We start from the raw sequence: 24,837 nt of genomic DNA, 5'->3' as shown, positions 1-24,837 counted from the left end.
ACCCCGGCGCGGCCGCCGCGGCGGCCAGCAGCCGGAGGACCCCTGGGAGGACCCCGCTGCCCCCCGCCGCTCGCGGGCTCGGGGCGGGACCCTGCAGCGGGGCCGCCGAACGCCTCGGGAGCTCGCCGCGAGCCCCCGGACAGGGCCGATCGGTGCTCACCGGGCGAACCGCGTCCGCAGGGCGGCCATCGGCCGCTCGGTCGCCGCCCCGGCGGAGCCCCCCGCCGCGGTGGCGAAGAACGCGCCGGCCGCCGTCGTGACCGGGACGGCCAGGACGAGGGCGATCGCGCCGACCAGCGTCCGGATCACCTCCTCGGCGAGTGCCGAGCTGGTGAGCACCACGTCCCAGGGCTGGGCGTAGAGCTCGAACAGCAGCAGCAGCGGCAGCGCGGCACCCGCGTAGGCGAACACGATCGTGTAGACGGTCGAGGCGATGTGGTCCCGGCCCACGGCCATGCCCCGACGGTAGAGGTCCCGCCAGCCCATCGAGGCGTCGACCTCGTGCAGCTGCCAGATCGCCGAGGCCTGGGTGATCGTGACGTCGTTGAGCACGCCGAGCCCGGCCACGACCACGCCGGCGAGGACGAGGCCGGAGAAGTCCAGCGTCGGGTCGAAGGTGCTCAGCTGGACGGTCTCCTCGCTGGTCAGCCCGGTCAGCCGGGCCGTCTCGACGGCCAGCGCGCCCATGACCGCCACGAGGGCCAGCCCGAAGAGGGTGCCCACCAGCGCCGTCGTCGTCCGCGCGGAGAAGCCGTGCGCCAGGTAGAGGACGACGAACATGATCGCCGACGACCCCACCAGGCTGGTGAGCGTCGGCGACTGCTCCGACAGCAGCCCGGGCAGCACGAACTGCAGGAGGACGAAGAAGGCGAAGGCCAGCCCGACCAGCGCCGCCAGCCCCCGCAGCCGGGCGACGAGGCCGACGACGACGGCGAACACCACGGCGAGGACGACCATCGGTGTGTCGCGGGCGTAGTCGAAGAAGGCGTACTGCCCGGCCCCGGCCGCGCCGGCGTCCCGGGTCAGCACCAGCTCGTCGCCGACCTCGACGCCGGCGGCGTAGACCTCGGCGGGCAGGTCCAGCTGCTGGAACTCCCCCGCGCCCGGGCCGTCCAGCACCTCCACGACGACGGTGGCGCAGGTCAGCTCCTGACCCGGCTCACCCCCGGCGCCGGGCAGCGAGCAGTCCACCGGCTCGACCGAGACGACCCGGCCGTCGGGGTAGGTGGTCCCGGGCGGGAAGAACGTCTGCGAGACCTCCTGCGCCCGGCTGGGCTCGTCGGCCGGCCACAGGGCGACCAGGCCGACGACCGTGGCCAGCCCGACCGGGACCAGCAGGAGCAGCATGAGGACCACCGCGCGCCGGCGCCGGGCCAGCACCTCCGGGGTCGGTGGCGGGGCGTCCGGGGCCGGTGCGTGGCTGTGGTCGTGACTCGGTGGCACGGGGCCAGGCTAGGAGCCCGGGGCCTCCTCCACGGCGAAGCGGGGCCAGAGGCCCGAGGCCTGCAGCGGCCGGGTCACCGCAGGGGGCGGGTCGACCAGCGCCAGGTCGACGCCGCGCGGGCGGCCCAGCTTCTCCAGCTGCACCAGCACCGAGATGCCCGCGGAGTTGAGGTAGCCGACGCCGCGGGTGTCGAGCCGGAGCCGGCGCAGGCCCGGTTCGGTGAGCAGCAGGTCGGTCACCGCGCGCACCAGCGGGCGGCGGGCGTCCTCGGTGAGCTCCCCGGTGACGGTGAGGGTCGCGACGCCGTCCTCCAGCGTGCTGGTCACCTCGGGGGCCGGCACGTCCTGGCCGGCGGGTGGTGTCGAGTCGTCCACACCTCCTCCCTGCCCCGGGGACGGCGACCTCACGCCTGCCGCTCCCCCGGGAACAAATCTCGCGGCGACACGTTTACACGGATGCATGACAGAGGTAATCTCCAGTTGCCGATGGAGGTTCTTCCTCTGGCAGCGAACATCACCCGTACCGCACACGGAGGTTGCACACCGATGATGCTGACCGCCTACGACCCGTTCGCCGCCACCAACGCCGCCTTCCGCGCCCTGGACCAGCTGGCCGGCCGGAGCGGGTCGACCGCCCGTCCGCTGTCCGGCATGCCGATGGACGCCTACCGGGTGGGCGACAACTTCGTGGCCCACTTCGACCTGCCCGGCGTCGACCCCGGCTCGATCGACCTCTCGGTCGAGGGCAACACCCTCACCGTGACGGCCGAGCGGTCGGTACCGCAGCTGGAGAACGCCGAGTGGGCGGTCGCCGAGCGCCCGTACGGCAGCTACACCCGCCAGCTGGTGCTCGGCCGGAGCCTGGACACCGACCGGCTCGAGGCCAGCTACCACGACGGCGTCCTCACGCTGAGCATCCCGGTGGCCGAGAAGGCCCGGGCCCGCAAGATCTCGGTGACCCGCGCCGACACGCCGACGGCGGTCGAGGGGCGGACCATCGAGGGCGAGTCCGCCCAGCAGGGGCAGAAGGCCGTCGAGAGCTGACGGCAGCACCGCCGCAGGGGCCGGGTCCGTCCGCGGACCCGGCCCCTGCGCGTCCCGGCCCCGAGGAGGACCACCATGACCGACCCCACGCCCGCCGTCCGCGGGCCCGCGGGACCCGGGGGCGGGGACGCCCTCCGCCGGCTCGACGACCCGGACTACCCGACCCTCACCATGAGCCAGGCCGCCGAGCTGCTCGGCGTCCAGGCCGCCTTCCTGCGCAGCCTCGACTCCTCCGGCATCCTCGAGCCGCACCGCTCCCCCGGCGGGCACCGCCGGTACTCGCGGGCCCAGCTGACCGTGGCCGCCCGGCTGCGCGGCCTGCTCGACGACGGGCACACCCTCGCCTCGGCCGAGGTCATCCTCGGCCTGCAGGACGAGCTGGCCGACGCCCGCGCCACCACCGACCGGCTGCGCGCCGTCCTCGACCGGCTGCGCCGCGACGGGTGAGCGGGGACCGGGACGCGCGGCGGTGGCGACCTAGACCATAGGGGGGTATGGTTATGGCCGACGGACACCGCACGGCCAGGAGGACGGCGTGGAGCACGCAGCGCACGGCTACATCAACCGCAAGGACGACTACCTCAAGCGGCTCCGCCGGATCGAGGGCCAGGCGCGCGGGCTGCAGCGGATGGTCGAGGACGAGAAGTACTGCATCGACATCCTGACCCAGGTCTCGGCCATGACGAAGGCGCTGCAGTCGGTCGCGCTCGGCCTGCTCGAGGAGCACATGGCGCACTGCGTCGTCCAGGCCGCGCAGGCGGGCGGCCGCGAGGCCGACGAGAAGGTCCGCGAGGCCTCCGAGGCCATCGCCCGCCTGGTCCGCTCCTGACCCCGCCACCCCGGAGGAGACCCGACATGACCACGACCCGCTACACCGTCACCGGCATGACCTGCGCCCACTGCGTCAACGCGGTCACCGAGGAGGTCTCCGCCGTGGCCGGTGTGACCGCCGTCGACGTCGACCTCGCCAGCGGCACCCTGGCTGTCACCAGCGACCGGCCGGTCGACGACGCCTCGGTGGCCGCGGCCGTCGACGAGGCCGGGTACGCCCTCGCCGGACGGTGAGCCGCCCGTGAGCACCGCGGCCCGGGTCGGCGCCTTCGCCCTCGCCCTGCTCGCCGTCCTCGGCGTCGCCTGGGGCGTGGGTGCGGCGGTGGGCCCGGTCGGCCCGGCGGCGGCGCAGGACCCGCCCGCCGCCGGGCACGGCGCTCCCGCCGAGGGCGGCCCCGCCGCGGCCGGCGGCCCGGACGCCGGCCTGCCGGCCGGCCTGCAGGTCTCCGCCGGCGGGTACACCCTCGCCCTGGACGACCCCGTCCGGCCGGCCGGTCCCGGGACGCCGCTGACCTTCCGCGTCCTCGGCCCCGACGGCGCACCGGTGACCTCCTTCGAGGAGGAGCAGGGCGAGGACCTGCACCTCGTCGCCGTCCGCCGCGACCTCTCCGGGTACCAGCACGTGCACCCGGAGCGGGACGCCGAGGGCACGTGGACCGTCCCGCTGGACCTGACCCCCGGCTCGTGGCGGGTGCTCGCCGACCTCTCCACCGGCGGGGAGGGCCGCGTGCTCGGGGCGGACCTCGCGGTGCCCGGGGAGTTCGCCCCCGAGCCGCTGCCGGCCCCGTCGGCGACGGCGGAGGTCGACGGGTACACCGTGGTCCTGACCGGGGACCTCGCCGCCGGGGAGGAGTCGGAGCTGACCCTGAGCGTCAGCCGGGACGGCGTCCCGGTCACCGACCTGCAGCCCTACCTGGGTGCCCACGGCCACCTGGTGGTGCTGCGCGAGGGCGACCTCGCCTTCCTGCACGTCCACCCCGCCGAGGACGACGGGGTCGAGCCGGCGCCCGGCCCGCACGTCGAGTTCACGACCACGCCGCCGTCACCGGGCACCTACCGGCTGTTCCTGGACTTCCGGCACGGCGACGTCGTCCGCACCGCCGCCTTCACCGTCGAGGTGCCGGCCGGCGGGGCTCCCGCCGGGACCACCGCCCCCCACGGGCACGGCACGACCCCCGAGGAGACGCACGGATGAGCACCGCCCAGCGGACGCCGGGCGACGCCGCCGTCGAGCTGCTGATCGGCGGCATGACCTGCGCGTCGTGCGCCAACCGGATCGAGAAGAAGCTCAACAAGCTCGACGGCGTGACCGCCACGGTCAACTACGCCACCGAGAAGGCCACGGTCGTCCACGGCCCCGGGGTGACCCCCGACGACCTCATCGCCACCGTGGAGAAGACCGGGTACTCCGCGCGCGTGCCCGAGCCGCCGGCAGCGGCGGCCGCCCCCGCCGAGGAGGACGACCCCTCCCGGTCGGTGCGCACCCGGTTCCTCGTCTCGGCCCTGCTCAGCGTCCCGGTCGTGGCGATGGCGATGGTGCCGGCGCTGCAGTTCCAGTACTGGCAGTGGCTGTCGCTGACGCTGGCCGCACCCGTCGTGGTGTGGGGCGGGCTGCCGTTCCACCGCGCGGCCTGGACCAACCTGCGGCACGGCGCGGCGACCATGGACACCCTGGTCTCCCTGGGCACGACCGCCGCCTTCGCCTGGTCGCTGTACGCGCTGTTCTGGGGCACCGCCGGCACGCCCGGCATGACCCACCCGTTCGAGCTCACCATCGCGCGCACCGACGGCGGGGCGAACATCTACCTCGAGGCGGCCGCCGGGGTGACCACCTTCATCCTGGCCGGCCGGTACGTCGAGGCCCGCGCCAAGCGCCGGTCGGGCGCGGCGCTGCGGGCCCTGCTGGAGCTCGGGGCCAAGGAGGTCACGGTGCTGCGCGGCGGCGCCGAGCGCCGGGTGCCGGTGGACCGGCTGGGGGTCGGCGACCTCTTCGTCGTCCGCCCCGGCGAGAAGATCGCCGCCGACGGCGAGGTGACCGAGGGCTCCTCCGCGGTCGACGCCTCGATGCTCACCGGCGAGAGCGTGCCGGTCGAGGTCGGCCCCGGCGACACGGTGACCGGCGGCACGGTCAACGCCGGCGGCCGACTGGTCGTGCGGGCCACCCGCGTGGGCGCCGCGACCCAGCTGGCGCAGATGGCCCGGCTGGTCGAGGAGGCGCAGAGCGGCAAGGCCGAGGTCCAGCGGCTGGCCGACCGGGTCTCGGGCGTCTTCGTGCCGGTCGTGCTGGCGCTGGCCGTCGCCACCCTGGGCTTCTGGATCGGCACGGGCGCCGGTCTGCCCGCGGCGTTCACCGCCGCGGTCGCCGTGCTCATCATCGCCTGCCCCTGCGCGCTCGGGCTGGCCACGCCCACCGCCCTCATGGTCGGTACCGGCCGCGGGGCGCAGCTGGGCATCCTCATCCGGGGCCCCGAGGTCCTGGAGTCCACCCGCCGGGTCGACACCGTCGTCCTCGACAAGACCGGCACCGTCACCACCGGCCGGATGACCCTGCTGGACGTCGTCCCCACCCCCGGTGCGGACCCCGCCGAGGTGCTCCGGGTGGCCGGGGCGCTGGAGTCGGCCTCCGAGCACCCGATCGCGCAGGCGGTCGCCCGCGCGGCGGCCGAGCGCGGCGGGCCGCTCCCGGCCGTCGAGGGCTTCGCCAACGTGGCGGGGCTGGGCGTGCAGGGCGTCGTCGAGGGCCGTGCGGTCGTCGTCGGCCGGCCCCGGCTGCTCGCCGACCGGTCGGCCCCCCTCCCCGCGGCGCTGGAGGACGCCCGCGCGGCCGCCGAGGCGGGCGGGCGCACCGCGGTCGCGGTCGCCTGGGACGGCGCCGCCCGCGGCGTCCTCGTCGTGGCCGACGCGGTGAAGCCGACCTCGGCCGCCGCCGTCCGGCAGCTGCGGGCGCTGGGCCTGCGGCCGGTGCTGCTGACCGGCGACAACGAGCGGGCGGCCCGCGCGGTCGCCGCCGAGGTGGGCGTCGACCCCGGCCCGGACACCGTGATCGCCGAGGTGCTGCCGCAGGAGAAGGTGGACGTCGTCCGCCGGCTGCAGGACGAGGGCCGCGTGGTGGCCGTGGTCGGCGACGGGGTCAACGACGCCCCGGCGCTGGCGCAGGCCGACCTCGGCCTGGCGATGGGGACGGGCACCGACGTGGCGATCGAGGCGAGCGACCTGACGCTGGTCCGCGGCGACCTCCGGGCCGCGGCCGACGCGATCCGGCTCGCCCGCCGGACCCTGTCGACGATCAAGGGGAACCTGTTCTGGGCGTTCGCCTACAACGTGGCCGCGCTGCCGCTGGCCGCGGCGGGGCTGCTCAACCCGATGATCGCCGGGGCCGCGATGGCGTTCAGCTCGGTGTTCGTGGTGACCAACAGCCTGCGGCTGCGCGGGTTCGCCCCGCTGCCGGGGAACCGCGACGCCACCTCGGCGCTGCCCTCGGGCCACGCGGTGCGGGAGCCGGCCGCGTCCTGAGTCGCCCCACCCGGCCGAGAAGGCGGTTCGTGCACTCCCGCACGGCCTGTCGCGCCCTGTCGGGTGCGCGAACTGCCTCTCGGCCGTCAGCGGGGCGCTGGCGCCATGGCGGTGGGCCACCGCCCTCGTCGGCCGGACCGCTGCGGCGAGCGACCCGGTCCTGGCCCGCCGGCTCTGAGCGGCCTCGGTGGAGCTGACCGGCGTCGACCTCCCGGCGTCGCTCGCGCCCGCGGCCCGGTAGCCGGCGGGGCCTGGCTCAGAGCGCGGCGGGCAGCAGGAGCAGCAGCGTCGGGACGGCGAGCAGGAGGGCGGCCGCGGCCAGCGCCGCCCAGCGCGCGGCGGCCGGCAGGGGGGACGGCGGGTCGAGCAGCCGGACCACCCGCTGGCGCACCGCTCCCCCGGCCACCGCGAGCGCGCCGCCGGGCACCCCGCCGGCACCCTCCGCGGCCACGACGATCGCCTCGGCCAGGGTGCGCCGCGGCGCGGGGCCGGGCAGCGCGGCGAGCGCGACGTCGTCCGCCCGCATCTCCACGAGCGTGCGCACCGCGGCGTGCGCCCGCGCGGCCGCGGGCAGCACCGGCAGCGCCGCCTCCCAGGCCACGAACGGCAGCAGGTAGAGGTGGTGGCGCTCGCGCAGGTGCGCACGCTCGTGCTCCACGACCGCGCCCAGCTGCCGCCCGTCGAGCTCGGCGACCATCCCGGAGGAGAGCACCAGCAGGGGCCGGGCACCCGGGATGCAGAAGGCCACCGGCGCCGGGTGCTCGAGCAGCCGCGCGTCGGGCACGTCGGACGGGCGGACGACCAGCTCAAGCAGCTCGCGGTGCCGGCGGCGCGCGCGGGCGGTGCGCAGCCAGGACAGCGCGAGCACCCCGGTCAGCTCGGCGGCCAGCACCGCGGCGAGGGTGAGGGCGACCCAGTGGTCACCGCGCACCGGGTCGGCGGCCGGCCGGCCGGTGAGGACGGCGGCGGCCGCGGCGGGCAGCGAGTGCCCCCACGGAGCCAGCCCGTGCACCAGCAGCGCCCCGATGATCGACAGGCCACCGGCCAGGCCGACCGCCTGCCAGCACACCAGCGCGACCACCGGGTCGCGGCCCGGCCAGCGGGCGCGGCCGAGAGCGGCCGGCACGGGCCAGGCGAGCAGGGCGGCGAGCGCGGCGAGCGCGGCCGCCGTCGCGGGCAGCACGCCGGTCAGCCGCCGGCGAGCAGCTCGCGCAGCAGCCGGGCCTCCTCGGCGTCCACCCCGCCAACGAACCGGGCGAGCACGGCCTGCCGGTCGCCGGAGCTGCCCAGCACCTCGTGCATCAGCTCGGCGGCGTGCTCCTCACGGGTGGCGCGCGGCCGGAACCGGCGCGGCCGGCCCTCGTCGTGCACGACCAGGCCCTTGGACTCCAGCCGGCTCAGGACGGTGTGCACCGTGGTCAGCGCCAGGCCGCGGTCGGCCAGCTCCTCGCGCAGCCGAGCAGCGGGAACGGGACCTCCGGCCGCCCAGAGGCGGTCCATGATCGTGCGTTCCAGCTCTCCCATCGAGGCCAAAGGTCCCTCCCTGTCAGGGGTCTCACACGCCGATCGTCCTCTCGGCGCGGCGACGCGTCTTCTACGAGCCGTAGAATTCTACGTGGCGTAGAAGTCTTCTACCGATCGTACGACTACCGAGGAGAGACCGCGTGGACGTCCTCGAGGTGGCCCGCTGGCAGTTCGGGATCACGACCGTCTACCACTTCCTGATGGTCCCGCTGACCCTGGGCCTGGGCGTCCTGGTGGCGGTGATGCACACCCTCTGGGTCCGGACCGGCAGGCCCGAGTGGCTCCGGATGACCCGCTTCTGGGGCAAGATCTTCCTGATCAACTTCGTGCTGGGCGTGGCCACCGGCCTCGTGCAGGAGTTCCAGTTCGGCCTGGCCTGGAGCGAGTACAGCCGCTTCGTCGGCGACGTCTTCGGCTCGCTGCTGGCCCTCGAGGCGCTGCTGGCCTTCTTCCTCGAGTCGACCTTCCTGGGCCTGTGGATCTTCGGCTGGGGCCGGATCCCGAAGAAGCTTCACCTGGCCGCGCTGTGGGCCGCGGTCATCGGCTCCTGGATCAGCGCGTACTTCATCATCGCGGCCAACTCCTGGATGCAGCACCCGGTCGGCGTGGAGCTGGACGACGCGACCGGCCGGCCGGTGCAGGTCGACTTCCTCGCCGTGCTGACCAACAACACGGCGCTGGCCGCCTACACGCACACCCTCGTCGCCTCGCTCATGGTCGCCGGCACCCTGCTGGTCGGCATCGGCCTGTGGCACCTGCGCCGGCGGAAGCTGGCCGGGCAGCCCACCACCGACGTCGACCACACCGTCTGGCGGCGCTCCGTGCGCCTGGGCGGGTGGGTCACGCTCGCCGCGTTCCTGCTCGTGGCGCTCACCGGCGACTGGCAGGCCAAGCTCATGTACCACCAGCAGCCGCTGAAGATGAGCTCGGCCGAGGCGCTCTGCGAGACCGAGGCCCCGGCACCGTTCTCGGTGTTCGCCTGGGGCAAGCTCGGCAGCAACGAGTGCGACGACGTGCACTCCCTCACCGTGCCGGGCCTGCTGTCCTTCCTCGCGCACAGCGACTTCGAGAGCCCCGTCCCGGGCGTGAACGAGCTGCAGGAGGAGTACGCGGCCGTCTACGGGGAGACCTACCCGGACGACCCGTCGCGCTTCGGGGCGCTGGCCGGCGAGGAGGTCGACTACACCCCGCTGCTGGCCGTCACCTACTGGGGCTTCCGGCTGATGATCGGCATGGGGGCGGTGTCGGCCGGCGTGGCCGCCTACGCCCTGTGGTCCACCCGCGGCGGGCGGGTGCCCACCTCACGGGTCGGCGTGTACGGCTCGCTGCTGGCCGTCGGCGCGCCGTTCGTCGCCAACGCCGCCGGCTGGGTGTTCACCGAGATGGGCCGCCAGCCCTTCGTGGTCTACCCCAACCCGGACGTGCCGGTCGACGAGCAGGTGTGGTTCTTCACCGCCCAGGCGGTCTCCCCCGGCATCACCGCGGCCGAGGTCTGGACGTCGCTGTCCGCGCTGACGCTGGTCTACGGCGCGCTGGCCGTCGTCGAGCTGTGGCTGATCACCCGGTTCGTCCGGGCCGGCGTCACCACCGGGGACGCGCACGCCACGCCGGTGGTGACGCTGCCGTCGCAGCGCGACCGCGACGGCGCCGACGACGACCACACCCCCGACCCCCGGGACGGCGACCCGCCCGGCAGCCGCCGGGGCGACGACGACGTCCTCTCCTTCGCCTACTAGAGACCCGAGGACCCACCCGTGGACCTGCAGACCCTCTGGTTCATCGCCGTCGCGGTGCTCTGGACCGGATTCCTCCTCCTCGAGGGCTTCGACTTCGGCGTGGCCGCCCTGCTGCCCTTGCTGGGCCGCCGCACGGCCGACCGGCACCTCATGCTGCGCACCATCGGCCCGGTGTGGGACGGCAACGAGGTGTGGCTCATCACCGCGGCCGGCGCCGTCTTCGCCGCCTTCCCCGGCTGGTACGCCACCTGGTTGCCGGCGCTGTACCTGCCGTTCGTGCTGGTGCTGTTCGGGCTGATCATCCGGGCGGTGGCCTTCGAGTGGCGGCACGCCCACCACACCGCCGCGTGGGACACCACCTGGACCCACGTGATCACCGCCGGGTCGCTGATCGCCGCCCTCGGCGTCGGCGCCGCGCTGGGCGCGACCACCCTCGGCCTGCCGATCGACGCCGACGGCACCCGGGTGGGCGGGGCGTTCTCCGGTCTGGGCTGGTCGGCGCTGCTCGGCGCGGTCGCCGTCGGCGCCTTCTCGGTGGTGCACGGCGCGATGTTCCTGGCGCTGAAGACCGACGGGCCGGTTAGGGAGGCCGCGCGGACGTTCGCGGTGCGCTGGGCGCCGATGGCCGCGGTGCCGCTGCTGGCCTGGGCCGGCGTGGTGCACCTGCGGTACGGGACGCCGGCGACCGCGGTGCTGTGGCTGGTGGCGGCGCTGGCCGTGGTGGTGGCCTGGGCGCGGATCCGGGTCGGCCGCGAGGGCCAGGGCTTCGCGGCGTGGGGCACGATGCTGGTCGCCGCGGCGGCCACGCTGTTCGGCGCCGCCTACCCGGTGGTCGTCCCCTCGACCGTCGACCCGGCCTTCGACCTCACCGTGGCGCAGGCGTCGGTCAGCGACTACACGCTCACGGTGATGACCTGGGCGGCCGCGGTCGGCCTGCCCGTGGTGCTGGCCTACCAGGCGTGGACCTACTGGGTGTTCCGCAAGCGCCTGACCGCCGAGCCGCAGCACGAGGAGCCGGTGCACGCATGAGGGGTCGGGAGGCGCGCGAGGCCCGCGGGCCACGGGCGGGCTCGCCCCGCGAGGCCCGCGGGCCGCTGGCCCCGCTGGCCGGTGTCCCGGGCCTGACCGGCGCGCTGGCCCGGCAGGCGGCCGCGGCGCTGGTCGGGGCCGCCGGGCTGGTGCTGCTCTCGGCCGGGCTGGCGCACGCGATCGCGCGGGCGGCCGGCCAGGCCGAGGGCGCGGTGACCGGTCCGCTGGCGCTGGCCGCGGCCGGGATCGCGCTGCGCTCGGCCGCCGGGGCGCTCGGCGACCTGGCCGCGGCGCGGGACGCCCGCCGCGCGGAGGAGGGGCTGCGGGCCCGGCTGGTCGAGCGGCTCGCCGCCTCCCCGGCGGCGGTCGAGGCGGCGGGTGGCCCGGGCCCTGCGGCGGTTCTCGCCACCACCCGGCTGGCCGACCTCGCCCCCGGCCTGGCCACCTACCTGCCGGCGCTGGCGCAGGCGCTCGTCGTCCCGCCGGTCCTGCTGCTGGTGCTGGCCTGGACCGACCTGCTCTCCGCCGTGCTGGTCGCGGTGACCCTGCCCCTCGTGCCGGTGTTCCTGGCGCTGGTCGGGCTGGCCACCCGCGACGGCAGCACGTCGGCGGCGCGGGCGCTGGACCGGATCGCCGCGCACGTCGCCGAGCTGGTCCGCGGCCTGCCCGTGCTGGTCGGGCTGGGCCGGGCCGCCGAGCAGGCCGCCGCGCTGGCCGAGCTCGGCGAGACCTCCCGCCGTCGCACGCTGGCCACCCTCCGGCTGGCCTTCCTCTCCTCCCTGGTGCTGGAGCTGCTGGCCACGTTGTCGGTGGCGCTGGTCGCGGTGACCGTCGGGCTGCGGCTGGTGCACGGCGACCTGGCACTGGCGGTCGGCCTGACCGCGCTGCTGCTCGCGCCGGAGGCCTTCGCTCCGCTGCGGGCCCTCGGTGCGGCCCACCACGCCAACGAGGACGCCGCGCTCGCCGCGGCCGAGGCCCGCGCGGTGCTCGCCGCCCCCGCCGCGCCGGCCGCCCCCACCTCCGGCGACGGTGCGGACGCCGACCCGCGCGGTGCCGACGTCGCGGTCACCGGGCTGGGGGTCCGCTACCCCGGCCGCACCGTGCCCGCGCTGGCGCCGGTGGACCTCGCCGTCCGCCCCGGCGAGCTGGTGGCGCTGCGCGGGCCGAGCGGCTCGGGCAAGTCGACGCTGCTGGCCGCGCTGGCCGGGCTGCTCCCGCCCGGGGCCGACGTCGAGGGGCGGGTCACCGGCGTCCCGGCCGACGGGGTCGCCTGGGTGCCGCAGTCCCCGCGGACCACCGGGGAGACCGTCACCGACGAGCTGCGCCGGCACGCCGGCGACGACCCCGGGGACGACGACCCCGCCGACCTGCCCGCCGTCCTGACGCAGGTGGGCGCCGCCGACCTCGCCACCCGGCGCTGCGCCACCCTCTCCCCCGGCGAGCTGCAGCGGGTGGCGTTCGCCCGGGCCCTCCTGCGCGTGCGCCGCGGTGCCCGGCTGCTGCTGCTCGACGAGCCCACCGCCCACCTCGACGCCGCGAGCGCCGCACGGGTCGCCGGGGTGCTGGCGGGGCTGCAGGGCACGGTGAGCGTCCTGCTGGTCACCCACGACCCGGCCCTGGCCGGGCCGGCGGACCGGGCCGTGGACCTGGCCCCGCCGGCCCTCCCCGCGGACGCCGCACCGGTCGCCGCCGCGCGGCCGGCCGCTGCGCCGGGTGCGACCGATCCGTGGCGACCGGCGCCCGACGGCCACGGGTCGGTCGCACCCGCGGGCGGGGACCGCGCGCCGCGCACCCGGCTCGGCTGGCCGCCGCGCGCGCTGGCCCGGGCCGTGGCGGCCGGCACCGCCTCCGCCGGGGCGGGGGTCGCCCTCACCGCGATCTCCGGCTGGCTGATCGTGCGGGCGGCCGAGATGCCCCCGGTGCTCACGCTGCTGGTCGCCATCGTCGGAGTGCGGTTCTTCGGCCTGGGCCGGGCCGGGCTGCGCTGGCTGGAGCGGGTGGCCGCCCACGACGCGGCGCTGCGCACGGCCGCCGACCTGCGGGTCCGGGTCTGGCGGGCGCTCGCCGCGCAGGGCGTGGCCGCCGACCGCACCCCCGGGGCGGCGCTGGCCCGCGTCGTCGGCGACGTGGCCCTCGTGCAGGACCTCTCGGTGCGGGTGCTGCCCCCGGCCCTGGTCGCCGGCGCGGTCACGGCGGGCACGGTCGGGGCCCTCGCGCTGGTCTCCGCACCGGTCGCGGGCGTGGTCGGTCTCGTGCTGCTGGCCACGGTCGCCGCGGTGGCGCTGCTGCACCGCCGCGTCGACGCCGGCGCCGCGCGCGCCGAGGCGGCCCTGCGGGTCGCGGCCCTCCGCGACACCGCCACGGTCCTCGAGGGTGCGGCGGACCTGCGCGCCCACGGCCTGGCCCGCCGCACCGCCGCCGACCTCGCCGCCCTGGCCCGCCGCCGGGCCGGCGCCGCGCGCACCGGCACCCGCGCCGGGGCGCTCGGCACCGCGGTCGTCGTGCTGGGCACCGGGCTGGCCGCGGTCGCCGCGGCCGGCGCCGGCGCCGCGGCCGGCCTGCCGGGCACGACGCTGGCGGTCCTCGCGCTGGCCCCGCTGGCCCTGGCCGACCCGCTGGCCGGCCTGGTCGCCGCCCTCCAGCGGCGGGGTGCGCTCGCCGACGCCCGCGCCCGGTTGGACGCCGTCCTCACCGCACCGGTCCCGGCCGACCCCGCCGACCCGGTGCCGGCACCGGCGCGGGTCGACCACCTGGCGGTGGCGGACCTGACCGCCGGCTGGCCCGGCGGCCCGGACGTGCTGCGCGCCCTGTCGGCCGACGCCGCCGCCGACGGCGGCTGGCTGGTGGTGCGCGGGCCGTCGGGCTCGGGCAAGTCGACGCTGCTCGCGGTGCTGCTGGCCGCCCTGCGCCCCCGCGCCGGCCGCTACGGGCTCGCCGGGGTCGACACCGCGCGGCTGACCGGGGACGCCGTCCGGGCGGCGACCGCGTGGGTGCCGCAGGAGTCGCACGTGTTCGCCTCCAGCATCCGGGCCAACCTCGCGGTCGCCGCGCCCCGCGGGGCGCTGGCGGGGCCGGACGGCGAGGCCCGGATGCGGGCCGCGCTGACCGCGGCGGGGCTGCACCCGCTGCTGGACCGGCTGCCCCGCGGCCTGGACACGCCGGTGGGCGCCGGCGGCACCGCGCTCTCCGGCGGGGAACGCCGCCGCCTGGCCGTCGCGCGGGCGCTGCTGGCCGACCGGGACGTCGTGCTGCTCGACGAGCCGACCGCCCACCTGGACCCCCCCACCGCGGCCGCGCTGGTCGCCGACCTGCGCACGGCGCTGGCCGGCCGGGTGGTCGTCTGCGTCACCCACGACGACGCGGTGGAGCGGGCCGGGGACGACGTCGTCCGGCTGGGCGAGGGAGCGCCGGTGGGCGCGGCGGCCTGACCGCCGCACCGGCCGGCCCGGGGGCCGGCCCCCGGGAACCGTCGTACCCCTGCGGCACGCTGCGCGCCATGGACGCGCCCTTCACCGCAGCGGTCTTCCTCGGCATGAGCGTCGACGGGTTCATCGCCCGCACCGACGGCGACCTCACCTGGCTCACCGGCGGCTCGGCGGAGGGGGCGGAGGGCGGGCCGCCGGACGACGGGGCCGGCGGCGACTTCGGCTTCGCCGAGTTCGTCGCCGGCGTCGACGCCCTGGTGATGGGCCGCTCGACCTACGAGTTCATCGCCCCGTTCGCCGAGTGGCCGTACCAGGGCCGACCCGTGCACGTGCTGAGCACGACCCTGGAGCCGGGCGCCGACGCGCGCATCACCGTGCACCGCTCGCTCGAGGAGGTGGTGGCCGCGCTCACCGCCGCGGGCTGCCGGCGGGTCTACGTCGACGGCGGCCGCACGGTGCACGCCTTCCTCGCCGCCGGGCTGGTCGGGGAGCTCACGCTGTCGCGGGTACCGGTCCTCATCGGCACGGGCCTCACCCCGTTCGGGGCGCTGCCGGCCGACGTCCCGCTGGAGCACCAGGGCACGCGGACCTTCCCGGGCGGGATGGTGCAGTCGACCTACCGGGTGCGGCGGAGGTGACTCACGCCCGCCGGCCCGAGGGCACCGGCACCTCGACCGGGATCTCCGGGCCGAGCCGCGCACCCCGCTCCAGGCGCAGGTCGTCCCCCGACCAGAAGCTGCCCGGGTCGTAGGCGTTGCGCGGCAGCCCTCCGTCGAGCAGGCCCATCGCGGTGTAGGTGGCCGCGACCAGCTCGGCGCAGTAGACGGTCTCGGCGGGCGTGCCCCGGCGCAGCCGGCCGTTGACCCACCCGCGGACCAGCCCGGGGGTGGTCGGGAACGGCCGGCCGTCGAAGCGGGCGATGGTGCGCAGCACGGCGTCCTCCATCGCCGGGGTCACGCCGCCGTCGTCGGCCGGGCCCACCAGCTGGCGCAGCCACGGCCGCTGCCCGTACCGGTGCGCCCAGGTGCGGACGGCGTCGGCCAGGTCGTGCAGCTGGACGCCCCGCTGGTGCCGGCCGGTCCACACGTCGGGCAGGGAGCGGCCGAGCTCCGCGTGCCACAGCAGCGGCGGGAGGTCCTCCAGGACCACGGCCATCCCGACGTGGTTGACCGGCGCGTTGGTGACCGCGCGGATGGCCCGGTCGGCGACCGAGCCGCCGCGGAAGACCCAGACGTCGCCGGTGCGGGTCAGCTCGACGGCCTCGTCCAGGCTCAGCGCGGGCACGGCGCTACGTTAGGCGACCGTGCGCCTGTGGAAGCTGCTCGGACTGGCCGGCCTCGCCGGCGTCGCCGCGACCGGTGCGGTGCTGGCCCGCGGGGAGCGGCAGCGCCGGGCCGCCACCCCCGAGGAGGTGCGGGCCCGGCTGCGCGAGCGGCACGCGGCTCTCGCGGACGAGGGGGACGAGGGGGACGAGGGGGACGCCGTCCCACCGGCGGCCGCCGGGGAGCTGGCCGCCGGCCGCACGCACCGCCTCGCCCGCCTGCTGCGCCGCGGCTGACCCCTCACCGAGGGCGACCGCCACACCGGAGGACGGCCGGGGTCGCTCCGCAGCAGGGGAGCCGGGTCGACACTGCTGCCGCCCGCCGGTGTCGCCGGGTGTCGTCTGGGTCGTCCACCCGGCGGCGCCGACGCGGCGGTCCACCCGTGCGGCCCCCCTGCAGCGGCCCGCCGTGAGCCGGCGGAGGTGCGGGAGGCAGGAGGGTCCCTCTCCTGCGAGGAGGCAGCCATGTCCGAGCACCCCAACGTGCAGCGCATCCGGGACGCCTACGAGGCCTTCGCCAAGGGCGACCTCGCCGCCATGCCGCAGTACTGGGCCGACGACATCCGGTGGCACAGCCCGGGGCGCAACGCGGTCGCCGGCACCTACGAGGGCGCGTCCCAGGTCTTCGAGCTCTTCGGCCGGCTCGTGGAGCTGACCGGCGGCACGCTCCGCGTCGAGCCCCAGGCGGTCTTCGCCGACGACACCCACGCCGTGGCGCTGGTCCACCTCACCGGTCACCGGGACGGCCGCACCCTCGACCTGCTCGACGCGCACGTCATGCGCATGGCCGACGGCCGGGTGACCGAGTTCTGGGCCGCCCCCACCGACCCCGTCGCCATGGACGAGTTCTGGGCCTGACCGTCAGCCCGCGCCCGGCGGCAGCACCGGTCCCTCGTCCTTGAGGACGACGCCCGAGGCGCCGAGCTCGCGCGCCGCCGTGAGCAGCGCGGCGACGGTGTCGGCGGCCTGGGTGTAGGAGAGCCCGTGCGGCGGGCGGACGTTCGAGACGCAGTTGCGCTCGGAGTCCGCCCGCCCCGGCCGCGGGTCCCAGGTGAGGTAGACGCCCAGCGAGTCCGCCGAGGAGAGGCCGGGCCGCTCGCCGATGAGCACGACGACCGCCCGGACGCCGAGGGCCGCCCCGACCGCGTCCCCGAGCGCCACCCGAGCCTGGTGGGCGAGCACGAGCGGGGCCGCCGTCCAGCCGGCCAGCCGCTCGCGCAGGGCGGTCACCAGGCCGGGGGCGTGCTCGTGCACCGCGCGCGGCGAGAGGCCGTCGGCCACCACCAGCGCCAGGTCGGCGCCGGCGCGAGGCAGCTCGGTGCCGGCCGCGAGCTGCCGGCCGAGGTCGGGCCGCTGCAGGTAGGTGGCCCGGTCGGGGGCGGCCGAGCGCACCTCGAGCAGCTCCTCCCCCGGCAGCGCCGCCCGGAGGACCGCCGGCTCCAGCGGCTGGTGCACCGCGTCGCGGGCGGCGGCGTGCGCGGCGCGGAACTCCAGCTCGCGGGAGGTGGGCAGCGCGTCCCCGGCCCGGCCGAGCGCCACCCGCGCCCGGGTGGCCGAGCGCAGCACCGACCACGGGTCCTCGCCGGCCGGCAGCGGCCGGTCGAGCGCGGAGCTCATGACGCGGGGGTCACGACGTGGCCGCCGCGAGCAGGGCCCGCGCGGTGGGCGCGTCCGCGGTCAGCTCGCGCACCCGGCCGGCCTCGTCGAGCAGGTCCATCCGGGCCAGCCAGGCGTCGAACTCCGGCGCGGGGCGCAGTCCCAGCACCGACCGGGCGGTGAGCACGTCGGAGAACGACAGCGACTGGTAGTGCAGCATCACGTCGTCGGCCCCCGGCACCGCGATGAGGAAGGTGCACCCCGCCGCGCCCAGCAGCAGCATGAGGGAGTCGGTGTCGTCGCCGTCGACCTCGGCGTGGTTGGTGTAGCAGACGTCCACCCCCATGGGCAGGCCGAGCAGCTTGCCGCAGAAGTGGTCCTCGAGGCCGGCCCGCAGCACCTGCTTGCCGTCGTAGAGGTACTCGGGCCCGATGAACCCGACGACGGTGTTCACCAGCAGCGGCTCGTACTCCCGGGCCACCGCGTACGCGCGCGCTTCCAGGGTCTGCTGGTCGACCGGCCGGCCCCCGATCCCGCGGTGCGCGTCGGCCGACAGCGCCGAGCCCTGGCCGGTCTCGAAGTAGGTGACGTTCTCCCCCACGGTGCCTCGACCGAGGGCCAGCGCCCCGGCCCGGGCCTCGGCGAGCAGGTCGAGGGTGACGCCGAAGCCCCGGTTGGCCGGCTGGGTGCCGGCCACCGACTGGAAGACCAGGTCCACCGGCGCCCCCTGCTCGAGGACCCGCAGCGTGGTGGTCACGTGGGCGAGCACGCAGGACTGCGTCGGGATCTCGTAGCGCCGGATCACCGCGTCGACCAGCTCCAGCAGCGCCGCGGTGCGGGCCGGGGAGTCGGTGGCGGGGTTGATCCCGATGACGGCGTCCCCGCAGCCGGACAGCAGGCCGTCGACGATGGCGGCGGTCACGCCGACCGGGTCGTCGGTGGGGTGGTTGGGCTGCAGCCGGGAGGCCAGCCGCCCCGGCAGGCCGAGCGTGCTGCGCAGGCCGGTGACCACCCGGGTGCGGCGGCCGACCGCCACCAGGTCGGCGTTGCGCATCAGCTTGGCGGTCGCGGCCACCATCTCCGGGGTCAGCCCCCGGGCCAGCCCGCTGATCGCCGCCTCGTCGCCGGCGGCCGCCCACGCCAGCAGCCGGTCGCGGAACCCGCCCACGGTCAGGGACGCCACCGGCGCGAAGGCCGCCCGGTCGTGGGTGTCCAGGATCAGCCGGGTCACGTCGTCCTCGTCGTAGCCGACCACCTGCTCCTCCAGGAAGGCCGCCAGCGGCAGGTCGGCCAGCACGGTCTGCGCGGCCACCCGCTCGGCCGCCGACCCGGCCGCGCACCCGGCGAGCACGTCCCCGGAGCGCAGCGGTGTCGCCCGGGCCATGAGCTCGACGAGGGTCGGGAACTCGTAGGTGTGCCCGCCCACCGTCGCCCGGCGTCTCACTCCACCTCCTCCTCGGCGGCGGCGAGCAGCTCGAACTCCTCCTCGGGCGCCGAGGCCACCAGGTGGTGCCGGCTGTAGAGGGCGAACCAGGCGAGGAAGACGACGTAGGCGGCGAGGGTCCAGAACGCGGCGGTGACGTCGACGAGGAAGGTGGCCACGACGGCCGCGGCCGCCAGCACGAGCGCGACCCCGGTCGTGGCCGTGCCGCCGGGCGTGCGGTACGGCCGCGGCAGGTCGGGCTCCCGGCGGCGCAGCACGATGTGGCTCACCATCATGAGCACGTAGGAGACCGTGGCGCCGAAGACGGCCATGTTGAGCAGCATCGCGCCCTGGCCGGTCAGCGACAGGACGAACCCGATGGCGCCGGGCACCAGCAGCGCCAGCACCGGGGCCTTGCGGCTGTTGGTCACCGACAGCGCCCGCGGCAGGTACCCGGCGCGGGAGAGGGCGAAGGTCTGCCGCGAGTAGGCGTAGATGATCGAGAAGAAGCTCGCCACCAGCCCGAAGAGCCCGGCGTAGTTGACCACCGTGGTGATCCCGTCGCCGGCGCCGGAGGCCGCCAGCGCGTCGACCGGCGGGTTGCCCGACTCCGCGATCGCCGCGGAGCCGGCCGCGCCCGGGGTGAACACGAGCATGAGCAGGGCCAGCAGCAGGAGCAGGCCCATCGCCGCGACGATCCCCCGCGGCATCGACCGGGCCGGGTCCCGGGCCTCCTCCGCGGCCAGCGGCACGCTCTCCACGGCGAGGAAGAACCAGATCGCGAACGGGAAGGCCGCCCAGATGCCGATCAGCCCGTAGGGCAGGAAGGACGAGGCGCCGGCCGCGTCGGTGGGTGCGATGTCGAGGAGGTTGCCGGCGTCGAACTGCGGGACGGCGCCGACGAGGAACACCACCAGGCCGAGGACGGCGATGGCGGCCACCACGAACATGGCCTTGAGCGCCTCGCCGACGCCCATCAGGTGGATGCCGATGAACAGCGCGTAGGCGACGAGGTAGACCCACCACCCGTCGGTGATGCCGAACAGGCCGAGGGACTCCACGTAGGCGCCGATGAAGGTCGCGATGGCGGCCGGGGCGATGGCGTACTCGATGAGCACCGCCACCCCGGTGGCGTAGCCGCCCCACGGGCCGAGCGCCCGCCGGGCGAAGGTGTACCCCCCGCCGGCGGTCGGCAGAGCCGAGCCGAGCTCGGCCAGCCCGAACACCATCGCGGTGTACATGACGGCCATGAGGACGACGGCGATGAGCAGCCCGCCGAACCCGCCCTCGGCCAGGCCGAAGTTCCACCCGGCGTAGTCGCCGGAGATGACCGCCGAGACGCCGAGGCCGGCGAGCAGCAGCCAGCCGGCCGTGCCGGTGCGCAGCTGGCGCCTGTGCAGGTAGCCCTCGTCGACCCGCTCGGCTTCGACACCGGCGTGGTGGCCGGGGCGGGTGCCCGGCCCCGGGGGCGGTCAACCCGTCGCGGGCAGCCGGAACACGCCGTTCACCTGCGGCGGCGGCGCGCGCCGGACCGGCAGCGAACCTGAAACAATCTTCGGTCGAGCACCACCGGGTGGCTCCCGAGATCGAAGGGACGAGGAATGGCCGGGTCCGCCGCCGACGGCACCGACGAGACCGACCTGCTCCCGCTGCTGGCCTCCGGCGGCGACCTCACGCGCTTCCTCCAGGGGCTGGTCGGCCTGGCCGTCGGGCAGGTGCCCGGCGCACAGGCCTGCGGTCTCACCCTGGCCCGGTCCTCCCGCGCCGTCACGGTCGCCAGCACCGGGCCGCTGGCCCAGCAGGCCGACGAGCACCAGTACGCCGCCGACGACGGCCCCTGCCTGCAGTCCCTGCGCCAGGACGTCGTCGTCCTGGTCGAGGACATGGCCGAGGAGACCCGCTGGGGCGGCTACCCCCGCTGGGCCGTGGACATCGGTGTCCGGTCCTCGCTGTCGCTGCCCCTGGTCCTCGACGAGGTCAGCCGCGGCGCGCTCAACCTGTACTCGGCCCGGCCCCGGGCGTTCGCCGAGGAGGACCGGGAGACCGCCGCGCGCTGGGCGTCGCACGCCGCCGACGCCCTCGCGGTCGCGCTGCGCATCGCCGACAGCGACGACCGCGCCGGGAACCTGGCCGACGGCCTGGACACCCGGACGACGATCGGCCAGGCGATCGGCCTGCTCATGGCGCAGGAGCGCTGCACCACCGACCAGGCCTTCCAGCTGCTCAAGCACGCCTCGCAACGCCGCAACGTCAAGCTGCGGGAGGTCGCCGCCGGCGTGGTCGAGGCCTTCGAGCGGGGGCTCGGGGACCGCCCGGACCGCTGGTGAGCGCTCAGAGGGCGCGCCAGCGCGCGTCGCGCGCGTTCCGCTCCTCCCGGGAGGCGAGCACGTTGCCCGGGCTGGGGGCCGCACCGTCCCGGGTCAGGCCGAAGGTGCGCAGCAGCGGCCCGACCAGGGCGTCGTAGACCCCGGGCAGCAGCCGGAAACCGGCGATGACCAGGGGGTTGGCGAACCCGGACTGCACCAGCCGGCGCGGGGAGTCCAGCCGGGCGACCACCGAGCGGGCCACCCGGCGGGCCGAGTACACCGGGGGCGGCGGCCGGCCGGTGCTGCCGGCGAACGTGCCGCCCTGGTAGTAGATCGGGGTGTTCACCCCACCGGGGGCGACCGCGGAGACGTGCACCCCCGGGGCGTCGCGCACCTCCTGCTGCAGGGTGCGGACCAGGCCGAGCTGCCCCCACTTGGCCGCCACGTACGAGCCCATCAGCGGCGTGCTGACCGAGGCCAGCAGCGAGCTCACCACGACCAGGTGCCCCGCCCCCTGGCGGCGGAACAGCGGGACCACCGTGCGGGCGAGGTTGGCGGTGCCGTGCAGGCTGGTGTCGACGACGGCCTCGAAGACCTCCCGCGGGACGTCCTCGATGCGGCCGTAGGACATCACCGCGGCGGAGTGGACGACGACGTCGAGCCGGCCGAACCGCTGCACCGCGGTGTCGACCGCCCGCCGCACCGCGTCGGCGTCGTTGACGTCCGCCGGGCAGACCACCACGTCGGCGGCCCCGAGCCGGCGCAGGTCGGCGGCGGTCTCCTCGAGGGCACGCGGCCCGCGGGCCAGGACCAGCATGCGGGCGCCCCGCTCGGCGAACTCCTCCGCGGTGGCCCGGCCGATCCCGCTGGAGGCACCGGTGACGAGCACGGACAGGGGGGCGGGCGGCGGCATGCGGCTCCTCGGGGTCGGCCGGGGCTCGGCGTGCCCGCCGGTACCCCGGGCACCATCCGGTCAAGCACGACCCGGTGGTGCCACCTCGTCCAGGGCGGCGAGCAACCAGCGCGGCCCGGTGACCGCGGCGCCCTCCGGGAGGCGGGCCCGCAGGCCCCGGTCGGCGGTCACCACGAGGACGCCGTCGCCCAGCGCACCGGCCCGCTCCGCCAGCGCGTCGTCCCCGCTGCGGGGGGCCCGGACCACCGTGAGCCCTTCGGGGGCCGGGACGTCCCGCGCGGCGCCCTCGACGACGACCACGACGGAGGCGAGGCGCACGGGCTCGCCCCCGGGACCGGCGAGGGTCCGGCCGGGCAGCGCGGCCAGCCGGTCCAGCAGCCGCGCCGCCGCCCCGGCCCGGTCCCGCCACCAGCCGTCGGGCCGGGAGCCCACCACGTTGGCCGCGTCCACGAGCAGCACCGTCTCCTGCGCCCCCACGGCCCGATCCTGCACCCCGCGGGCGGCCGCTTGCCCGGGGGCCGCGCGGGAACGCAGGCCGCGAGGCCGTCGCACCCGGCCTCCCCGGGGCCGCCTCCGCCACCCGCGGCGCGGTCCGCGACGCCGTCGCCCCCCAGCGCGCCCGCTTCGGCGGGGTGAAGTGGGGCGCGGCGTTCTTCGGCTGGCTGTCGGCCAACCCGCTCGCCGTGCTGCTCGTCGCGCTGCTCTCCGCGGCCGGGGTCGCGCTGGGGCTGACGCAGGCCGTGCAGGTCGACGCCGCCGCGCCGCGGGCCGAGGCGACCGGCGCGCCGGGCGCGGTCGCGCTGCTCACCGTCCTGTTCGTGGCCTATCTCGCCGGCGGCTACGTCGCGGGGCGCATGGCCCGCTTCGACGGGCTGCGGCAGGGGCTGGCCGTCTGGCTGGTGGGCCTGGTGGTCGTGGTGGCGCTGTCGCTGGCCGGGTGGTTGCTGGGCCGGGAGCACAACGTGCTGGCCGCCCTCGACCTGCCCCGGATCCGGGTCGACGAGGGCCGGGCCACCACGGCCGGGCTGATTACGTTGACGGCGATGGCGGTCGTGACGCTGGTCGGCGCGCCGGCCGGGGGTGTGCTGGGGACCCGCTACCACCACCGGGTGGACCGGGCCGGTCTCGCCGGCTGACGCGCGAGGCCCCCCGACGGTCGGAGGGCCCCCCTACGCTGCGGCGCATGTGCCGGAACATCCGCCCGCTGGCCCACTTCGAGCCACCGGTCACCGACGAGGAGATCAGCGCCGCCGCGCTGCAGTACGTCCGCAAGATCAGCGGCTCGACCCGGCCGTTGCGGGCCAACGCGGCGGCGTTCGACCGCGCGGTCGCGGAGGTCGCCGAGGCCTCGGCGCGGCTGCTGTCCTCGCTGGTGACCTCCGCCCCACCGCGCGACCGCGAGGTGGAGGCGGCCAGGGCGCGGGCCCGGGCGGCCGCCCGGTACGGCACCTAGGCGGACCGCGGCCGGGTTGCCCACGACCGGTCCGGGGTAGCACCCCGGGTACGCCCCTGCCCACCGCGGGCGGTGGCCCGTCCTGCGCAGGAGACCCCGTGACCCGCCCCGCGTCGTCCCCCCACCGCGACACCACCCCCGGGGGCGCCACCCGCTGCCCCGACTGCTCCGACGGCCTCGGCACGCCGCGCCCGGTGGAGCCGGGCTCCTGGCGGGACCGCATCCGGCACCGGCCCGGGCTCGCGACGGCCTACCGGGTGGCCGTCTTCCTCGCCGGCCTGCTGTTCGTGCTCATCGGCCTGGCGCTCACCGTGCTGCCCGGACCGCTGACCATCCCGCCGGTGCTGATCGGCCTGTGGGTCTGGTCGACGGAGTTCGACTGGGCGCGCCGCTTCTTCGCCGCCTTCCGCCGCAAGGCCCGCGACGCCTGGGCGCACGCCCGGATGCACCCGGCGAGCTCGGCCGCGGTGACGCTGGGCGGCCTCGCCGCGGCCGGGGCCGTGCTGTGGGCGGTCGGCCGCTACGACCTCGTGGACCGCGCCACGACCGCGCTGGGGGCCTGACCGCGACCTGGCCGGGGCCGGGCGGTCACGCCGCCCCTCCCGCCGCGCGGGTGCGCGCCTGCTCGGCGACGGCGCGCAGGGCCGCCCGCATGATGTGCCCGACGAACGGCTCGACCACCCGCCAGTAGCGGGCGAACCTGCGCCGCGACGGGGCGTCCGGCACGGCGGTGCGCGCCTCGTAGCTGAGCAGGGTGCGGCCCCGGCCGTAGGGACGCAGGGAGAAGTTGGCCGCGATGCGCCCCCACCCGGGCTCGTCGAAGGCGGCGAACTCCTCCGGGGAGCCCGCGCCGCGCCAGGTGATGTCCGGTTGCCAGAACCGGCCGATCGCGCCGAGGGCGAGCTCGCGCCGCTCCCGGCGGCCGAGCGCGAGCCACCCCTCCATGGCCACGTCCCCGCCCAGGCGCAGGGACGTCGGCTCCGGGCGTCCCCGCGCGCCGCGCAGCCGCTCGGGCAACCCGCGCACCCAGAAGGCCGCGTCCAGCAGCGGGGTGTGCACGTCGAGCAGGTCGGTGTCGAGCAGCGCGTCCCAGGTCGTCGCCACGTCGGCGTCGACGACGAGGTGCTCGGCGCGGGTGACGTCGAAGCGCGGCAGGGCGTCGTCGATCAGCATCGGCTCCGCGACCGGGGTGGCCGTCGCGGGCTCGGGGGAGGCCGGGCGGGGGGTCGTCTGCATGCCACCAGCGTCGGGCGGCGGGGTGGACGACGGCAGGGCGGAAC

General features: G+C 77.0%; 27 protein-coding genes. 16 read left to right on the top strand and 11 right to left on the bottom strand.

Going from position 1 to position 24,837, the window contains the following annotated elements:
* Positions 1-156: 156 nt before the first annotated feature.
* Entirely contained in the window at positions 157-1,443 is a 1,287-nt protein-coding gene (locus tag ACI8AC_RS16990; protein ID WP_456899002.1) for a YibE/F family protein, read from the bottom strand.
* 9 nt (positions 1,444-1,452) lie between these two features.
* Complete coding sequence (locus ACI8AC_RS16985; RefSeq protein ID WP_456899001.1) at positions 1,453-1,818, bottom strand: STAS domain-containing protein; 366 nt, start codon at positions 1,816-1,818, stop codon at positions 1,453-1,455.
* 171 nt (positions 1,819-1,989) lie between these two features.
* On the opposite strand from ACI8AC_RS16985, the gene ACI8AC_RS16980 reads away from it, so the two are divergent.
* The 6 genes from ACI8AC_RS16980 (at position 1,990) to ACI8AC_RS16955 (ending at position 6,831) form a co-directional block, all read left to right on the top strand.
* The gene (locus tag ACI8AC_RS16980; RefSeq protein ID WP_456899000.1) at positions 1,990-2,487 is read left to right on the top strand and encodes an Hsp20/alpha crystallin family protein; all 498 of its coding nucleotides are present in this window, start codon (positions 1,990-1,992) and stop codon (positions 2,485-2,487) included.
* 75 nt (positions 2,488-2,562) lie between these two features.
* Positions 2,563-2,934: a MerR family transcriptional regulator gene (locus ACI8AC_RS16975; protein ID WP_456898999.1), complete on the top strand. Its 372-nt coding sequence runs from the start codon at positions 2,563-2,565 to the stop codon at positions 2,932-2,934.
* Positions 2,935-3,022: 88 nt separating this feature from the next.
* Positions 3,023-3,316, top strand: a complete 294-nt coding sequence (locus tag ACI8AC_RS16970; RefSeq protein WP_456898998.1) for a metal-sensitive transcriptional regulator — start codon at positions 3,023-3,025, stop codon at positions 3,314-3,316.
* 26 nt (positions 3,317-3,342) lie between these two features.
* A complete protein-coding gene (locus ACI8AC_RS16965) occupies positions 3,343-3,552 on the top strand; it encodes a heavy-metal-associated domain-containing protein (protein WP_456898997.1) in 210 nt (69 codons plus the stop codon).
* A gap of 7 nt (positions 3,553-3,559) precedes the next feature.
* Positions 3,560-4,513 carry a hypothetical protein gene (locus tag ACI8AC_RS16960; RefSeq protein WP_456898996.1) on the top strand — a complete coding sequence of 318 codons (954 nt, stop codon included), beginning with the start codon at positions 3,560-3,562 and terminating at the stop codon, positions 4,511-4,513.
* On the top strand, positions 4,510-6,831 hold the full coding sequence (locus ACI8AC_RS16955) for a heavy metal translocating P-type ATPase (protein ID WP_456898995.1): 2,322 nt from the start codon (positions 4,510-4,512) through the stop codon (positions 6,829-6,831). Before ACI8AC_RS16960 ends, ACI8AC_RS16955 begins: the two co-directional genes overlap by 4 nt.
* 256 nt (positions 6,832-7,087) lie before the next feature.
* Here ACI8AC_RS16955 and ACI8AC_RS16950 read toward each other — a convergent pair whose 3' ends face one another.
* Together ACI8AC_RS16950 and ACI8AC_RS16945 are read right to left on the bottom strand one after the other, a co-directional pair.
* Positions 7,088-8,014, bottom strand: coding sequence for a M56 family metallopeptidase (locus ACI8AC_RS16950; RefSeq protein ID WP_456898994.1), 927 nt, complete (start codon positions 8,012-8,014; stop codon positions 7,088-7,090).
* Between the two features lie 5 nt (positions 8,015-8,019).
* Positions 8,020-8,355 carry a BlaI/MecI/CopY family transcriptional regulator gene (locus tag ACI8AC_RS16945; RefSeq protein ID WP_456898993.1) on the bottom strand — a complete coding sequence of 112 codons (336 nt, stop codon included), beginning with the start codon at positions 8,353-8,355 and terminating at the stop codon, positions 8,020-8,022.
* A gap of 140 nt (positions 8,356-8,495) precedes the next feature.
* On the opposite strand from ACI8AC_RS16945, the gene ACI8AC_RS16940 reads away from it, so the two are divergent.
* The 4 genes from ACI8AC_RS16940 (at position 8,496) to ACI8AC_RS16925 (ending at position 15,183) form a co-directional block, all read left to right on the top strand.
* Positions 8,496-10,091 carry a cytochrome ubiquinol oxidase subunit I gene (locus ACI8AC_RS16940; protein ID WP_456898992.1) on the top strand — a complete coding sequence of 532 codons (1,596 nt, stop codon included), beginning with the start codon at positions 8,496-8,498 and terminating at the stop codon, positions 10,089-10,091.
* An 18-nt stretch (positions 10,092-10,109) separates the two neighbouring features.
* Positions 10,110-11,120 (top strand): cytochrome d ubiquinol oxidase subunit II, encoded by a 1,011-nt coding sequence (gene cydB, locus ACI8AC_RS16935; protein ID WP_456898991.1) that lies wholly within the window; start codon positions 10,110-10,112, stop codon positions 11,118-11,120.
* Positions 11,117-14,548, top strand: coding sequence for a thiol reductant ABC exporter subunit CydC (gene cydC, locus ACI8AC_RS16930; RefSeq protein ID WP_456898990.1), 3,432 nt, complete (start codon positions 11,117-11,119; stop codon positions 14,546-14,548). Before cydB ends, cydC begins: the two co-directional genes overlap by 4 nt.
* Before the next feature lie 68 nt (positions 14,549-14,616).
* Positions 14,617-15,183, top strand: coding sequence for a dihydrofolate reductase family protein (locus ACI8AC_RS16925; protein ID WP_456898989.1), 567 nt, complete (start codon positions 14,617-14,619; stop codon positions 15,181-15,183).
* A gap of 1 nt (position 15,184) precedes the next feature.
* Here ACI8AC_RS16925 and ACI8AC_RS16920 read toward each other — a convergent pair whose 3' ends face one another.
* Entirely contained in the window at positions 15,185-15,829 is a 645-nt protein-coding gene (locus tag ACI8AC_RS16920) for a hypothetical protein (RefSeq protein WP_456898988.1), read from the bottom strand.
* A 19-nt stretch (positions 15,830-15,848) separates the two neighbouring features.
* On the opposite strand from ACI8AC_RS16920, the gene ACI8AC_RS16915 reads away from it, so the two are divergent.
* Positions 15,849-16,103, top strand: a complete 255-nt coding sequence (locus ACI8AC_RS16915; protein WP_456898987.1) for a hypothetical protein — start codon at positions 15,849-15,851, stop codon at positions 16,101-16,103.
* A 228-nt stretch (positions 16,104-16,331) separates the two neighbouring features.
* Positions 16,332-16,724 (top strand): nuclear transport factor 2 family protein, encoded by a 393-nt coding sequence (locus tag ACI8AC_RS16910; RefSeq protein ID WP_456898986.1) that lies wholly within the window; start codon positions 16,332-16,334, stop codon positions 16,722-16,724.
* A gap of 3 nt (positions 16,725-16,727) precedes the next feature.
* On the opposite strand, the gene eutC is transcribed toward ACI8AC_RS16910, so the two are convergent.
* Genes eutC through eat form a run of 3 tightly spaced genes read right to left on the bottom strand, consistent with a single transcriptional unit; the run spans position 16,728 to position 20,285 of the window.
* Complete coding sequence (gene eutC, locus ACI8AC_RS16905) at positions 16,728-17,483, bottom strand: ethanolamine ammonia-lyase subunit EutC (RefSeq protein WP_456898985.1); 756 nt, start codon at positions 17,481-17,483, stop codon at positions 16,728-16,730.
* Between the two features lie 10 nt (positions 17,484-17,493).
* Entirely contained in the window at positions 17,494-18,906 is a 1,413-nt protein-coding gene (locus ACI8AC_RS16900; RefSeq protein ID WP_456898984.1) for an ethanolamine ammonia-lyase subunit EutB, read from the bottom strand.
* Entirely contained in the window at positions 18,903-20,285 is a 1,383-nt protein-coding gene (eat, locus tag ACI8AC_RS16895; protein WP_456899020.1) for an ethanolamine permease, read from the bottom strand. The genes ACI8AC_RS16900 and eat overlap by 4 nt, the downstream gene beginning before the upstream one ends.
* Positions 20,286-20,486: 201 nt before the next feature.
* Here eat and ACI8AC_RS16890 point away from each other — a divergent pair, with 201 nt between their 5' ends.
* Complete coding sequence (locus tag ACI8AC_RS16890; protein WP_456898983.1) at positions 20,487-21,212, top strand: GAF and ANTAR domain-containing protein; 726 nt, start codon at positions 20,487-20,489, stop codon at positions 21,210-21,212.
* Between the two features lie 4 nt (positions 21,213-21,216).
* On the opposite strand, the gene ACI8AC_RS16885 is transcribed toward ACI8AC_RS16890, so the two are convergent.
* Positions 21,217-22,104, bottom strand: coding sequence for an SDR family NAD(P)-dependent oxidoreductase (locus ACI8AC_RS16885; protein WP_456898982.1), 888 nt, complete (start codon positions 22,102-22,104; stop codon positions 21,217-21,219).
* A gap of 60 nt (positions 22,105-22,164) precedes the next feature.
* Complete coding sequence (locus tag ACI8AC_RS16880) at positions 22,165-22,581, bottom strand: hypothetical protein (protein ID WP_456898981.1); 417 nt, start codon at positions 22,579-22,581, stop codon at positions 22,165-22,167.
* A gap of 155 nt (positions 22,582-22,736) precedes the next feature.
* Here ACI8AC_RS16880 and ACI8AC_RS16875 point away from each other — a divergent pair, with 155 nt between their 5' ends.
* From ACI8AC_RS16875 to ACI8AC_RS16865, 3 genes are all read left to right on the top strand, one after another.
* A complete protein-coding gene (locus ACI8AC_RS16875) occupies positions 22,737-23,240 on the top strand; it encodes a hypothetical protein (protein WP_456898980.1) in 504 nt (167 codons plus the stop codon).
* 47 nt (positions 23,241-23,287) lie between these two features.
* Positions 23,288-23,557, top strand: a complete 270-nt coding sequence (locus tag ACI8AC_RS16870) for a DUF2277 domain-containing protein (protein WP_456898979.1) — start codon at positions 23,288-23,290, stop codon at positions 23,555-23,557.
* A 98-nt stretch (positions 23,558-23,655) separates the two neighbouring features.
* Complete coding sequence (locus tag ACI8AC_RS16865; protein ID WP_456898978.1) at positions 23,656-24,120, top strand: PGPGW domain-containing protein; 465 nt, start codon at positions 23,656-23,658, stop codon at positions 24,118-24,120.
* 25 nt (positions 24,121-24,145) lie between these two features.
* Here ACI8AC_RS16865 and ACI8AC_RS16860 read toward each other — a convergent pair whose 3' ends face one another.
* Positions 24,146-24,793 (bottom strand): hypothetical protein, encoded by a 648-nt coding sequence (locus ACI8AC_RS16860; RefSeq protein ID WP_456898977.1) that lies wholly within the window; start codon positions 24,791-24,793, stop codon positions 24,146-24,148.
* Between the last annotated feature and the right edge of the window lie 44 nt (positions 24,794-24,837).

This window comes from Geodermatophilus sp. SYSU D00758 (genome assembly GCF_054049955.1).
Note: the sequence above shows the minus strand (reverse complement) of the source record. Positions and strands in the feature narration are given on the sequence as shown.

Excerpts from the sequence above, each read along its gene's own strand:
- ACI8AC_RS16945 (WP_456898993.1), bottom strand. The coding sequence starts at position 8,355 with ATGGGAGAGCTGGAACGCACGATCATGGACCGCCTCTGGGCGGCCGGA.
- ACI8AC_RS16925 (WP_456898989.1), top strand. The coding sequence starts at position 14,617 with ATGGACGCGCCCTTCACCGCAGCGGTCTTCCTCGGCATGAGCGTCGAC.
- ACI8AC_RS16955 (WP_456898995.1), top strand. The coding sequence starts at position 4,510 with ATGAGCACCGCCCAGCGGACGCCGGGCGACGCCGCCGTCGAGCTGCTG.
- cydC (WP_456898990.1), top strand. The coding sequence starts at position 11,117 with ATGAGGGGTCGGGAGGCGCGCGAGGCCCGCGGGCCACGGGCGGGCTCG.
- ACI8AC_RS16975 (WP_456898999.1), top strand. The coding sequence starts at position 2,563 with ATGACCGACCCCACGCCCGCCGTCCGCGGGCCCGCGGGACCCGGGGGC.
- ACI8AC_RS16980 (WP_456899000.1), top strand. The coding sequence starts at position 1,990 with ATGATGCTGACCGCCTACGACCCGTTCGCCGCCACCAACGCCGCCTTC.
- eutC (WP_456898985.1), bottom strand. The coding sequence starts at position 17,483 with ATGAGCTCCGCGCTCGACCGGCCGCTGCCGGCCGGCGAGGACCCGTGG.
- ACI8AC_RS16965 (WP_456898997.1), top strand. The coding sequence starts at position 3,343 with ATGACCACGACCCGCTACACCGTCACCGGCATGACCTGCGCCCACTGC.
- ACI8AC_RS16870 (WP_456898979.1), top strand. The coding sequence starts at position 23,288 with ATGTGCCGGAACATCCGCCCGCTGGCCCACTTCGAGCCACCGGTCACC.
- ACI8AC_RS16910 (WP_456898986.1), top strand. The coding sequence starts at position 16,332 with ATGTCCGAGCACCCCAACGTGCAGCGCATCCGGGACGCCTACGAGGCC.
- ACI8AC_RS16860 (WP_456898977.1), bottom strand. The coding sequence starts at position 24,793 with ATGCAGACGACCCCCCGCCCGGCCTCCCCCGAGCCCGCGACGGCCACC.
- ACI8AC_RS16890 (WP_456898983.1), top strand. The coding sequence starts at position 20,487 with ATGGCCGGGTCCGCCGCCGACGGCACCGACGAGACCGACCTGCTCCCG.
- ACI8AC_RS16885 (WP_456898982.1), bottom strand. The coding sequence starts at position 22,104 with ATGCCGCCGCCCGCCCCCCTGTCCGTGCTCGTCACCGGTGCCTCCAGC.